Raw genomic sequence first — 12,681 nt, 5'->3', positions numbered from 1 at the left:
TTTAAACCAAAAGCAAAAAATTCATGAGCACAACAAAAATCCCAAACGGCCATCAGACCATCATGCCTTACCTGATGCTGGACGGTGCGCCGAAATTCAGAGACTTCACCACCACCGTTTTCGGTGGCACGATCGGCGCCACGCAATACCAGGAGGATCATCCGGAGCAAATCCGACATTCGGAGGTGCGGATCGGCGACAGCACCATCATGTTTTGCGACAGTCGCCCCGAATGGCCCGCACAGCCTGCCAACCTGTTTGTGTATGTCGATAATGCCGACGATACCTACCAAAAAGCACTCGACGCCGGCGGAACGAGCGTGATGCCGCCCGCCGACCAGGACTATGGCCGCAGCTGCGGAGTGGCCGATCCTTGCGGAAATACCTGGTGGATTACGTCCGTCCTTTGATCAAAAAGCAGTCTTAATGCCTATATTTAGCGCATTAAGACTGCTTTTTACGATGATCAACTATAACAACAAAGTATTCGTCCCATTGTCCAATTCTGAAAACGGCGAAGTGGATCTTTCCATGCGATTCGTGTATCAGCAAACCGGCAACATCGTCACATCCACCTACTCGGGCGGTCGCATCCGTGCGGGACACCTCATTGCGCTCGTGGACGAGCAGGGCAATCTCGACATGCGCTACCACCAGGTAAACGATAAGGGCGAAATCACCACCGGCATTTGCAAATCCACGCCCGAGCAACTCCCGAACGGCAAAATCCGTATGCATGAGAAATGGCAATGGACATCCGGCGACCAGTCGGAAGGTGAATCGTTGCTCGAAGAACTCTGATATTCATTTAAAACACGACCGAAATGCGCACCCGGCTCCTCCCCGCATTATGGCTCACGCTCGCAATGGCTGGCGGTGTGTCCGCACAAACCTCTAAAATCGTTTCAGGCTCTACGAAATTCAGCGTCAAATTCATTCTGGGCACTTGCAACGGCACATTCGATGCACCGCGCGGTGAGGCGGTTTTTAATGAAAAGAACCCGGAAAATGCGTCGTTTGACCTGAAAATCGCTGCCAGCACATTCAAAACGAACAACAATTCGCGGGATAAGGATATGAAAAGTGACAAATACTTCTGGGTCGAGAAGTATCCCGATATCCGTTTCAAATCTTCCAAAGTCGAGAAAAAGGGCGACAAATACCAGGCAACAGGCACATTGACCATGCGCGACGTGGCGAAAAACGTGACGCTTCCCTTCGCCGCCGCCAGGAATGCCGACGGCACCTATTCACTCACCAGCACCTTCGAAGTCAACCGGCTGGACTACCGGATCGGCGAGAAGGACTGGAAACTAAAAGACATCGTTACCGTAATGCTGCAAGCGACCATCCGGTAGCATTTCCCGCCTGTGACCGAAGACGCTCTTCCGTCAATCACAAAAAATTTATTTTAGTGTAATTGTAATTAGTCTAAATAATCTTTTCATTTGCGATTATAATTAGTCTAAATTAAATCCTCCGTGAAATATTACTTTACCGTCTCCCTGATTTTGCTGACAATCAGCCGACTGATGGCGCAGGAGGTCAGCGGAGCTTTTACACCTTCTACCGCACAATCCACACCCATGGACAGCTCGCGCGCGCTGAACGAGGTGGTCATCACCGGCCAGTCAGAGCCGCAGTCGCTGCGCAACTCGGTATACCAGGTGCGCACGATCGATAGCGAACGAATTCGGCTGCGTGGTGCTACCAACCTGCAAACGATCCTCAACACAGAGCTTGGAATACGGTTTTCAAACGATTTGACCCTCGGCACGAGCGACATTCAGCTCATGGGAATGTCGGGCCAGGGCGTTAAGATCCTGCTCGACGGCATTCCGATGGTCGACCGGGGCAGCACGCGCGAGAGCCTTGGGCAGATCGATATCAACACGATCGAGCGCGTTGAAATCGTGGAAGGGCCGATGTCGGTCATGTACGGCACCGATGCGCTGGCGGGCGTAATCAACATCATCACCAAAAAAGGCACCGACGGCTCGTCGCTGACGGTCAATGCGCGGTTACAGGAGGAAACGGCGGGAGGCGAATATGACCCTTTTACCAAAAAAGGAACTCATAACCAGGGCCTGGGGATCGTGTGGCAGGCCGGGCAACTGCAACTTTCAGGCAATGTAACCCGAAACAATTTCGGAGGCTGGCAGGGCGGCGCAACCGGCCGGGCCAAAGCGTGGCTGCCCAAAGAGCAGATGCTTTACACCACCGGCGCGCGCTTTTCGGGAAAGAAATGGAACCTGTGGTACCGTTTCAACGGCACCGACGAGACAATCCAATTTCTTGGCGACCTGAATACCGTCGGCGAAGCAGCTGATAAGGATTACATTACCAAACGCTGGTTTCATCAGCTGCAATCGGAAATCAAGGTCAGCGACAAGCTAAATCTGACCGCCGTGGGCTCCTACACCGATTACTCCCGCCGCACATTAAGTACCAACCTCGATTCCTCCGGCCGCCGGACACTGTCACTCGAACCGGGCTCGCAGGATAAATCGGTCTTCACCACCGGATTTTTCCGCGGAACGGCATTCTACAAGGCCACTGACTATCTTTCGTTGCTGGCGGGAATCGATTATTCGAACAACAATGCATCGGGTGCGCGCATTCTTGCCACGCCCACGATCAACGAATATGCCTTATTTGTAGCTCCTGAAATCCGCCTGGGCAATTTCTTCAAGCTCACGCCGGGTTTGCGTTTCCTGAAAAACTCGATTTACGACGCGCCGCCGGCGATCCCGTCGATAAACGGTAAGATTACGCTCGGCAAGTCGCTCGACTTCCGTTTCGGTTATGCGCGGGGATTTCGCTCGCCTGCATTGCGTGAGCTGTATTTCGACTTTCACGACTCCTCGCACTCCATTAACGGTAATGTGAACCTGAAAGCGGAGTACTCCAACAGTTACAACGCATTTCTCGTATGGCAGGCTACCCGCCGCGAGGGCCTGAGCATCAGCTCCACGCTCGGCGGATTTTACAACGTATTTCACGACATGATCGACTTCGCCACCGACCCGAACGACGCCTCCCAGACGACTTACATGAATGTGCATTTGAACAAAACAACCGGTATCACGCTGGATAACAAGCTCTTCTGGAAAAATTTACAAGCGACGCTCGGCGCGACTTACATCGGTCGTTACAACGAGTTTTCGGATTCGGACTTCGGCTCGCTGCCCGAGTTTGTGTGGTCTGCCGAGATCAATACCAACCTGCTTTACACATTCAAAAAAGCCGGTGCGAGCATTAACCTGTTCTACAAATACTCCGGCAAGCGCCCGGTTTACCAGAGCGTCGATCTGGTGACCGTACACCTGGCCGAAACCGCTGGCTTCCACATGGCCGACCTCACGCTCAGCAAGACGCTCGGGAAGACGATCAACCTGCTGGGCGGTGTGAAAAACCTGTTCGACGTGACCAACCTCCGGAACACATCCATCGATACCGGCGGGGCGCACAGCACAGGCGGCCCGGTACCAATGTCTTTCGGCCGTTCGTATTTCCTCGGCCTTAGTTTTCAATGGACAAAGCATTAACAATCAATACCCTTTCATTATAACTCCAATTAACTATGAAGAAAATAGTCCGGTCACTATTACTGGTTGCTTTCCTGGGAACATTCAACGCGTGCAGTGACGACGAACCGCCTTTACCGGATAACCTGGCCGCTTTTGAAAGCACCGAAAAGGGTTTTGAAGGTGAGGAAACCGAAATCAAGATCGCGCTGTCCAGAGCGGTAGACGCCGCTACGCCCATCTCGGTATCGCTCACGCCTGCGCAGCTGACTTACGGCATGGAATTCACGACCACGCCCGCAGCGGCCAACAACGCCATCGCATTAACAGTACCGGCCGGGCAATCGTCTGTTTCTTTTAAGGTAGCCAAAAAAGCAGGCGTGCTGCTGGATGGCGACGAAAGCATTGCATTCAAAATCGCATCGGTGGGAAGCCCGGTGCTGGTAGGGACAAATTCTGCCCTGAAACTGAGCTTCAAGGCGATCGTTTCCGAAGGTACCAGCATTCAATTGAACGGCATCGCCGACAAAGAACCGGGAAGCAGTGCAGCCAACGCGGTGTTCCTCGACCTGAGCAGCAACGTGCAGACGCCCGTCCTGCGTAACAGCTGGGACCTTGGGTTCTTCAACGGAGAGGACTTCCGCGTGACGATCAACGGAACAAACGGCGCATCGGCATTGGCAACCACCAAAACGGACATTAATGCCGTTTCCGACAAGGATTTCGTGTCCGATTCGCTGGCTGTGGGCCAGGGCGCGGGCAAGCTTTCGCTCGTAGACAATGCGGCGGGCGACATCACCAAAACGGCCATCGCGGCGGTTTCGGCTACTGACGCTGACAACAAGGTGTATATTTTGAACCGCAAAGGCGGATCGAGGGATGTACTGCCCGCGGCAGATCTTTACAAGATCCGCGTCCTTCGCAAAGGAAGCGGCTATACTTTGCAATATGCCAAAGTGAATGAGACTACATTTAAGACATTGGATGTCAACAAGGACGCAGCATTCAATTTCGAGTTCATTTCACTTGAAAAAGGCGCGACGGTAAATGTGGAACCTGCCAAAGATCGCTGGGACCTGAGATGGGGTTACAGCATGTACTTTACCAATTTTGGGACGGGGCTGATCCCTTACGGCTTCTCCGACCTCGTGTTTACCAACAACCTCGCGAATGTGGAGGCGGCCGAAGTACTTACCACCACCGCCACCTACGACGCATTTGCTGAAACCAACCTCACCGGCATTACATTCAGCAAGGCAGCCGATGCGATCGGTTCCAAATGGCGCGTGACTTCTGGTGGACCGATCGGCGTTAAAACCGACCGTTTCTACCTCATCAAGGATACGGCCGGAAACATTTATAAGCTGCGGTTCATCAGCTTCCACGCGGATGACAGCGGCGAACGCGGCAAGCCGAAACTCGAATACAAGCTCGTTAAAAAAGGGGCCTAGGTATCAATTTTTTCAAACGGCTGCCTGACAGGTGGCCGTTTGTGCTAAACACTGTAAATATGCTATTGACAAAGATCATCATCGCGGCATTCGCGTGGGCAGTGGCCCCCGAAGTACCCGAAATAACCACAGGAAAGACCATCGTGGCAGCAAAACCAGAAATTACGGTCATTAAAGACTTGAATGCCAACACGAAATCCTACGTGTATTTCAGCCTGGCTACCGGGAAAGAAGTTGCGCCCGGCGACGCGAAGACCAAAAACTGGGACATCGCATTCAGCAAGACGACCATCGCAACCAACGGCGGCACGAGCGGCCCGGGCGAAGGCGGCGCCATTGTATTGGAAAAACCATTTGACCAGGTAAGCGAAGCGCCGAAAGACGGCTACAAAACCGATGGCGACGCGGGTTTCGCCATTCCCGGCGGGAGCGGCAACTCGTGGTATAAGTATGATATGAGCGTGCATGCGATCCTGCCCATCCCCGGCCGGACATTGCTCGTCAAAACGGCTGAGGGCAAAATTGCCAAACTGGAAATCATCAGCTATTACAAAGGCGCGCCGGAAGATGTGCCTACGGAAAAATCGAGCTACTACACTTTCAGATATACAATTGCCGGAGCAGACGGCCAGTTTTAATGCAGGCAACTCCGGATTTTTATGATCCGGAGTTGCATTGTTACTTCACATATTTCCAGTTGCGCACTTTCCCTTCCGCAATCCATTCCAGGGCCTGCCCCAGCCTTTTTTCACGGGTCGTTTCCGTTTTGGCATCTTCAAGCCATTCCACATATTCTTTTTTATTGGAATAACTAAAACCTTCAAAAACCTTCCCGGCGGGTGCATTTGCTGCCAGCGCTTCGGTGAGGTAACGGGGAACGGTCAATTCTTTCGGTTCACCGGGCTTGTTTTCTTTTTTCAGTTTCACACCGTTGTCGATCAGCCGCATGGCTTCGAGGATGAAACCTTTGAGATGGTGCTCTTCCGGCAGGTCGTCCAGGCTGGCAATTTTACCCAGGCTTCCCATTCCTACCCGTTCGCCATTGGCGGCGAGCAGGTTATGCGGATCGGTGAGTCGCGATTCCAGCCAGAAACCGAATGCGCAATGCTGCTTGAACGACGCCATGCTGCACAGGATATTTCCTTTGTACTCAAAATGCGGGAAACTCCATTTCATGGTTTCTTTCGTTTCCGGGCAGGTCTCGTGCACGAGCGCGCGCAGGTATTCGAGAATGGGAATGGCAAAGCTGGCGGACTGGACAATGTAAGCGTCAATCCTCGTGTCGTGGCTATTCATAAGTTGCGGTATTGTTCCAATCCGGGCGGCGTGCCGGATGGTTTCCTCATTGTTTTTCGAGTATTCCTTTCAGATTGGTCAGCCCATCCTGGAAATCCTTCCCGATTGCTTCTTCGATATTCATGATCGGAAGCATCAGGTTCATCGGAATCGGCATTTTGCCTGTAAAACCCCAGCGAACGCGGGTAGACGTCGAATCAATGGCCTCGGTAAGGATGTAGGCATCGCTGGTGCTCTCGAACGGTTTCAGAAACCGCAGCTGGGTATCCACCCTTTTGCCCTCGTCGATCCTCGTGATTTCCTGCTCTCCTTTCCCTACTTCATCGTTCCCCTCCCACATCGAAACGAACCCGACCGTTCCGTCCGTCCCGGAAAAGTTCTGGCGCATATTGGGATCGCGGCGCGCCCATACACTCCAGTCGTTTTGCTTTCTCAGCGATTTCACATATTCAAAAACCTGCGCTTTCGGCCTGGCGATCGTAATGTCCCGTTCGACGGCATACTCTTTGGGCAAAATGAAAGCGGCAATGAGGACCAGCGCAATGAGTCCCAGTACAACGTAGAGCACTTTTTTCATAGAAGAGGTATTTTTGGGTGAATAATTAAACCTGTACTTGACTTCGTCAAGATCTTCTATCGTCTCGGTATTGATCATACCGGCCTTTTCCAGCACCCTGATGGACGCTGCGTTATTGACATTCACAAACGCGATCACATCGCGGGCTTTGAGCACATGCTTCGAAAACCGGATCAGCCCGCTGGCAATCTCCGTAGCCACGCCCCGCCCCCAGAATTCCTCCATTACCCGATACCCGATCTCGATCGCCGCCCCAACCTTATCGAGCTTGGCCGCGCCGATCAGCTCGCCGGAAAACCTGTCCTCGATCAGATACCTGCCCAGGTAAGTATCTGCGCCGTGCTCGGCCAGGAAGCCTGCCAGCATCTGGTCCGACTCCTCGCGGGTGAGCGAGTAGCCGGTCACGAATTTCATGACATTGGCATTATTGCTGAGCCGAAAATACTTGTCACCGTCTCCGGCCGTCATCTTCGTGAGTACAAAATGTTCGGTATGGATAGGTAGCACGGCCATGGCTGCATCGTTGCGTTTTCTCCCCGGGATGAGGCCAGTTTAAAGATACATTTTTTATCAGACAGATGCAGCCATTCGAAAACTACACTTTCCGATTGTCACGGATGAAACATCAAACGGTTTTTTTGATTACAATTCACCGGCATAATTTTTTGAGTTTCAATGTGATGGCAATTGTGTTAACGTTCATTAACATTCAATAAGGTTTGCAATCTACATTTGAAACGTTATATTTGAACTATTGCCCGATTGTATCACATTTCCGTTTTTATAGTTCCATTCATTCTTGGATTCATTATAAAAGTATGAATTTTTTAATGAACTGATTGCTATCAGCATCATGACAAAAAGAACTTTTGTATTGTTTTTCTGGCTAACGCAATTTGCTTTTTCGCTGCTTTTCGGGCAGCACAGGGCTTTCGCGTGCAAGATTGACATCGGAACGGAGGCGTTTTCGCCCTTTGCCGTCGAAGATCGGTCGGGCACGGGTGATATTGTGTTAATCGACGACACGATCTGCAAAAACGAAACGATCGTCCGGGCCGATGAGGTCGAATGGAAGGAAACACTATCCGATCTGCTGAGCCACCGGCATTCCACTTACCGGTTCCTCACGCTGGTTTCCCAGGCGGTGCCGCAATATGAGATTACCAGAATTCCCAAAGTTGTCAGGGAATCCGTACAACTACTTCCCGTGAGTAATGGAGAAACCACGCTGCCTGATTATTACAGCTTTCTCCATCGGCTCTGCCCATTTTGAACTCGCCGCAAGCGTTCTTTTAATCCCCAATTTTTATAGCTGACGGACAGCCATGCCGTGCATTCGTGCACACGCGGGCTCATTCCGGACATTACTGCTATTCCTTTGCTGCCCTTCGGGACAGTCAAAGGGCTATTCCTATTCTCTTGCATTACCGCCAACCAATTTTATACAAACGCATCATCATGAAAAATTTAAAATGGCCGCTCCTTTTGCTCATAAGCGTTTTCGCATACGGCTGCGCTTCCAAAAGTGAGACGCTATCGGAGTCGAAAGACAGTGTTCCGACCATCCCCGTAACGGAACTCAGGCCCCAAAAAACCTCATTGCACCGCGAGTACGTGGGCGACATCCATGCCGTGCGGAACGTAGAGATCTATGCCCGCGTGAAGGGATACCTCGAAGAAATATATGTGGATGAAGGTAAGGAGGTAAAAAAAGGCCAGACGCTCTTCCGGATCAATAACGAAGAATACGAAGCGCAACTCGCCAAGGCCAAAGCGAACCTGCAAAGCGCCATTGCCGAAGCCAAAGGTGCCGAGCTGGAAGTGAAGCGGGTGAAATTACTGGTTGATAAAAATGTCGTTTCCAAAACCGAACTCGACGTGGCGCAGGCCAAGCTCGCAGCGGCCAATGCGAAAATAGAGGAAGCCAAATCCGAGAAATCGAATGCGGCTATTCAGCTCGCTTACACGGTAATCCGCGCGCCTTTCGACGGCGTCGTCGACCGTCTTCCGCACAAAATGGGCAGCCTCATCGACGAAGGAACATTGCTCACGACGCTGTCGGACACCAAAACGGTGTATGCTTATTTCAATGTTTCTGAAAACGAATACCTGGAATACATTAAAACAAGAGGAAATGCGGCCACTAAAAACGCGGTCGTAGAGCTTGAACTTGCAGATGGCTCCTTTTTCAAACACAAAGGAACCATTGAAACCATGGAAGGTGCATTCGACGAAGGAACAGGCTCCATCGCATTCCGCGCACGCTTTTCGAACCCTGAAAAACTGCTGAAACACGGTTCAACCGGAACGATCCGCCTGACCAACACGGTGGAAAATGCAATCCTGATCCCGCAGAAAGCGGCGTTCGAGATTCAGGATAAGAACTTTGTGTATGTATTGGGCAAAGACAATAAGGTCAAAACCCGCAGTTTCGTACCGCAGTCGCGGCTATCTACTTTTTACGTGGTGAAATCGGGCCTCGAACCCGGAGAAACGATCGTTTACGAAGGTCTTCAATCATTGCGGGATGGTGCTACCATCAATCCCAAGAATGTAACGGTTGACAGCACCGACGTACCGACCGAAAAAATCGAGCTTACCTCGCGGTAGCATTTGTTCTCCCACTTGAATTGTAGATTATGTTTCAAAAATTCATTGAGCGGCCAGTGCTCTCGCTGGTCATTTCTATCTTTATAACCCTACTCGGCGTTCTGGCTGTGCTGGAACTACCCGTATCCCAGTTTCCCGATATCGTACCGCCGTCGGTGGTCGTAACGGCCACCTACACCGGTGCCAATGCCGAGGTGTGCGTTGATGCCGTGGCCGTACCGCTCGAAAAGGCGATCAACGGGGTGCCCGGCATGACTTACATGACCAGCGTGTCCGGTAACGACGGTGTTACCACCATCAATATTTCATTTAATGTCGGCGTGGACCCCGACCTTGCCGCGGTGAACGTGCAAAACCGCGTTCAGACGGTTATTGACGAACTTCCCGAAGAGGTAATCAAGGCCGGTGTAACCACGGAAAAAGAGGTAAACAGTATGCTCATGTACCTCGATATCATGAGCTCCGACACCACCGTAGGCGAGGATTTTGTGTACAACTTCGCCGATATCAATATCCTCAAAGAGCTGAAAAGGATCGACGGCGTGGGCCGCGCGCAAATTATGGGTAGCAAAGACTACTCCATGCGCGTATGGCTGGAACCGGATCGTATGAACAGCTACAATGTCTCCGCTGACGAGGTGATCCAGGCCATCCGCGACCAGAACGTGGTAGCGGCACCAGGTAAAACCGGTGTGAGCTCCGGCCGTGAAAAGAATGTATTGCAATATGTTTTGAAATACACCGGAAAACTGTTCGAACCTGCTCAGTACGAGAATATCGTGCTCCGCTCGAACCCCGACGGTTCCATTCTGAAACTGAAAGACGTCGCCAAGATCGAATTCGGTACTTTGGAATATGATATGGCATCGAAATCGAACGGGCGCCCATCGGCTTCGATCATGATCAAGCAGCGCCCCGGTTCCAATGCGCAGGAAGTAATCCAGAATATCAAGGATAAAGTAGCCGAACTGAAAGGCGCAACATTCCCTCCCGGAATGGATTATTTCGTTTCCTACGACGTTTCGCGCTTCCTCGATGCCTCCATTCACGAGGTTATTCGCACGCTCATCGAGGCATTTATTCTCGTAATCCTCATTGTGTATTTGTTTTTGCAGGACTTCCGCTCCACGCTGATCCCGGCCCTGGCGGTGCCGGTGGCATTGGTCGGTACGTTTGCTTTCATGCAGCTGTTTGGATTCTCGATTAACCTGCTTACGCTTTTTGCATTGGTACTTGCAATTGGTATTGTCGTCGATAATGCCATTGTGGTCGTCGAGGCAGTGCACGCCAAGATGGCCGAAAAGCACCTGAACGCCTACGAGGCGACCATCGAATCGATGAAGGAAATGAGTGGCGCAATCATCGCGATCACGCTGGTAATGTCGGCCGTATTCGTACCGGTGGCATTCATGTCCGGGCCGGTCGGGATATTCTACCGGCAATTTTCGATCACCCTCGCCATTTCCATTGTCATATCGGGTATCAATGCCCTTACGCTCACGCCGGCATTATGTGCGCTGATGTTGAAGAATACCCACGGGCAGCCTGTAAAAAACAATCCTCTGACAAGATTTTTCAACGGGTTCAATAAAGGCTATAACGGCGTTCAGAGCGGTTACCGCAAACTGCTGACCGCGATCGTGGGCCGCCGGATGATTACGATCGGATTGCTCATCGGTTTCTGTGTAGCTACATTTGGCATTAACACCATTCTCCCGAGCGGATTTATCCCTACCGAAGACCAGGGCGTAATCAACGTGAACGTAACGACGCCCGTAGGCGCAACCGTCGAACGGACCGAGGTGGTGCTGGATGAGATCCAAAAAGTAGCGGAGAGCCTCGAAGCCGTCGAATCGGTATCCTCACTATCGGGTTACAGCCTTCTCACCGAATCGGCCGGTTCGTCGTACGGTATGGCGATGATCAACCTGAAACCCTGGGATCAGCGGAGCGTTTCGGTGCAGGACATTATCAGGGAAATGGAAGCCAAAACCAAGCACATTAAAGATGCGGAGATCCAGTTCTTCCCGCCTCCTACCGTGCCCGGGTTTGGTAACTCTTCCGGTTTCGAGCTGCGCTTGCAGGACCGCTCCGGTAACGAAGACCTTCAAAAAACGGCCGAGGTCACCAATAAGTTTGTCAAAGACCTCATGGCCACGCCCGAGATCGCTGCGGCATTCAGTAGCTTCGATGCGAGCTTCCCGCAATACCTGATCCACGTCGATTCGGATATTGCAGCCAAAAAAGGCGTTTCCATCGACGTCGCAATGAGCACGCTCCAAACGATGATCGGTAGCTACTACGCATCCAACTTCATCCGTTTCGGGCAGATGTACAAGGTAATGGTGCAAGCCGATGCGAGCTTTCGTAAAAACCCGGAAGACATTCTCAAATTGTATGTCAAAAACAACCGGGGCGAAATGGTGCCGTTCTCGACATTCATCCGACTTGAAAGGGTATACGGCCCTGAGCTGCTCACGCGTTACAATATGTACACGTCGGCGATGATCAACGGTGACGCTGCGCCCGGTTTCAGTAGCGGTGACGCCATTAAAGCAGTGGAGCGCGTAGCGGCTACCAGCCTTCCGAAAGGTTACACCTACGACTGGTCGGGTATGACGCGTGAAGAAATCCTGTCGGGCAACCAGGCTGTGTTCATCTTCGCGATCTGTCTCATATTCGTGTACCTGTTGCTAGCGGCACAGTATGAAAGTTTCCTGCTACCGCTGCCGGTAATCCTTTCCTTGCCCACAGGGGTGTTCGGTGCATTCCTTGCATTGAAACTGATGGGATTGGAGAACAACATTTACGCACAGGTTTCCCTGGTCATGCTAATTGGTCTTTTAGGTAAAAACGCGATCCTGATCGTTGAATACGCCATTATCCGGCAGAAAGAAGGCCGAACGGTGATCGAGGCGGTGCTGGAAGGTGCCACGGAACGTCTGCGTCCGATCCTGATGACCTCTTTTGCATTCGTCGCGGGACTTATCCCGCTCGTAATGGCCTCAGGTGCAGGAGCAATCGGGAACCGGTCCATCGGGGCTGCGGCTGCCGGCGGGATGCTCATCGGTACCATTTTCGGGGTGATCATCATTCCGGGCTTGTATGTGGTATTCGCGGGCATGGCCAGGGAGAAAAAAACACCCCCTCCGGTAGTGGCGACGGAGGAAGAGGCAATGCTGCACTAAGCCCCCTCTACGTTCAGTTCCGGCCGCGGGGC

At 52.0% G+C, this 12,681-nt stretch carries 11 protein-coding genes; 9 read left to right on the top strand and 2 right to left on the bottom strand.

Annotation, left to right across the window (positions count from 1 at the left end; all coding sequences use genetic code 11):
• Positions 1 to 23: 23 nt before the first annotated feature.
• From DFER_RS23175 to DFER_RS23150, 6 genes are all read left to right on the top strand, one after another.
• Complete coding sequence (locus DFER_RS23175; protein WP_015814093.1) at positions 24 to 410, top strand: VOC family protein; 387 nt, start codon at positions 24 to 26, stop codon at positions 408 to 410.
• Positions 411 to 462: 52 nt separating this feature from the next.
• On the top strand, positions 463 to 801 hold the full coding sequence (locus DFER_RS23170; RefSeq protein ID WP_015814092.1) for an avidin-fold protein: 339 nt from the start codon (positions 463 to 465) through the stop codon (positions 799 to 801).
• 23 nt (positions 802 to 824) lie between these two features.
• A complete protein-coding gene (locus tag DFER_RS23165) occupies positions 825 to 1,358 on the top strand; it encodes a YceI family protein (protein ID WP_015814091.1) in 534 nt (177 codons plus the stop codon).
• A 123-nt stretch (positions 1,359 to 1,481) separates the two neighbouring features.
• Entirely contained in the window at positions 1,482 to 3,548 is a 2,067-nt protein-coding gene (locus DFER_RS23160; RefSeq protein ID WP_229206091.1) for a TonB-dependent receptor plug domain-containing protein, read from the top strand.
• A gap of 35 nt (positions 3,549 to 3,583) precedes the next feature.
• Positions 3,584 to 4,978 (top strand): HmuY family protein, encoded by a 1,395-nt coding sequence (locus DFER_RS23155; RefSeq protein WP_015814089.1) that lies wholly within the window; start codon positions 3,584 to 3,586, stop codon positions 4,976 to 4,978.
• A gap of 59 nt (positions 4,979 to 5,037) precedes the next feature.
• Positions 5,038 to 5,616, top strand: a complete 579-nt coding sequence (locus tag DFER_RS23150; protein ID WP_015814088.1) for an HmuY family protein — start codon at positions 5,038 to 5,040, stop codon at positions 5,614 to 5,616.
• Positions 5,617 to 5,656: 40 nt separating this feature from the next.
• Here the strand turns inward: DFER_RS23150 and DFER_RS23145 are convergent, their stop codons facing one another.
• Positions 5,657 to 6,274, bottom strand: coding sequence for a YdeI/OmpD-associated family protein (locus DFER_RS23145; protein ID WP_015814087.1), 618 nt, complete (start codon positions 6,272 to 6,274; stop codon positions 5,657 to 5,659).
• A 46-nt stretch (positions 6,275 to 6,320) separates the two neighbouring features.
• Positions 6,321 to 7,364 (bottom strand): GNAT family N-acetyltransferase, encoded by a 1,044-nt coding sequence (locus tag DFER_RS29325; protein ID WP_015814086.1) that lies wholly within the window; start codon positions 7,362 to 7,364, stop codon positions 6,321 to 6,323.
• A 340-nt stretch (positions 7,365 to 7,704) separates the two neighbouring features.
• On the opposite strand from DFER_RS29325, the gene DFER_RS23135 reads away from it, so the two are divergent.
• From DFER_RS23135 to DFER_RS23125, 3 genes are all read left to right on the top strand, one after another.
• Positions 7,705 to 8,124, top strand: coding sequence for a hypothetical protein (locus tag DFER_RS23135; RefSeq protein ID WP_015814085.1), 420 nt, complete (start codon positions 7,705 to 7,707; stop codon positions 8,122 to 8,124).
• 185 nt (positions 8,125 to 8,309) lie between these two features.
• Positions 8,310 to 9,461, top strand: coding sequence for an efflux RND transporter periplasmic adaptor subunit (locus DFER_RS23130; RefSeq protein ID WP_015814084.1), 1,152 nt, complete (start codon positions 8,310 to 8,312; stop codon positions 9,459 to 9,461).
• A 29-nt stretch (positions 9,462 to 9,490) separates the two neighbouring features.
• Positions 9,491 to 12,649 carry an efflux RND transporter permease subunit gene (locus DFER_RS23125; protein WP_015814083.1) on the top strand — a complete coding sequence of 1,053 codons (3,159 nt, stop codon included), beginning with the start codon at positions 9,491 to 9,493 and terminating at the stop codon, positions 12,647 to 12,649.
• The last annotated feature ends 32 nt before the right edge of the window (positions 12,650 to 12,681 follow it).

Origin of the sequence: Dyadobacter fermentans DSM 18053 (assembly GCF_000023125.1) — a bacterium.
In the GTDB taxonomy this organism is placed as follows: Bacteria; Bacteroidota; Bacteroidia; order Cytophagales; family Spirosomataceae; genus Dyadobacter; species Dyadobacter fermentans.
The sequence above is the reverse complement of the archived record's forward strand: the minus strand, read 5'-3'. Positions and strand labels throughout refer to the sequence as shown.

Bases quoted from the DNA above. Each gene is read 5' to 3' on its own strand.
- DFER_RS23175 (WP_015814093.1), top strand. From the start codon at position 24: ATGAGCACAACAAAAATCCCAAACGGCCATCAGACCATCATGCCTTAC.
- DFER_RS23170 (WP_015814092.1), top strand. From the start codon at position 463: ATGATCAACTATAACAACAAAGTATTCGTCCCATTGTCCAATTCTGAA.
- DFER_RS23165 (WP_015814091.1), top strand. From the start codon at position 825: ATGCGCACCCGGCTCCTCCCCGCATTATGGCTCACGCTCGCAATGGCT.
- DFER_RS23155 (WP_015814089.1), top strand. From the start codon at position 3,584: ATGAAGAAAATAGTCCGGTCACTATTACTGGTTGCTTTCCTGGGAACA.
- DFER_RS23150 (WP_015814088.1), top strand. From the start codon at position 5,038: ATGCTATTGACAAAGATCATCATCGCGGCATTCGCGTGGGCAGTGGCC.
- DFER_RS23145 (WP_015814087.1), bottom strand. From the start codon at position 6,274: ATGAATAGCCACGACACGAGGATTGACGCTTACATTGTCCAGTCCGCC.
- DFER_RS29325 (WP_015814086.1), bottom strand. From the start codon at position 7,364: ATGGCCGTGCTACCTATCCATACCGAACATTTTGTACTCACGAAGATG.
- DFER_RS23135 (WP_015814085.1), top strand. From the start codon at position 7,705: ATGACAAAAAGAACTTTTGTATTGTTTTTCTGGCTAACGCAATTTGCT.
- DFER_RS23130 (WP_015814084.1), top strand. From the start codon at position 8,310: ATGAAAAATTTAAAATGGCCGCTCCTTTTGCTCATAAGCGTTTTCGCA.
- DFER_RS23125 (WP_015814083.1), top strand. From the start codon at position 9,491: ATGTTTCAAAAATTCATTGAGCGGCCAGTGCTCTCGCTGGTCATTTCT.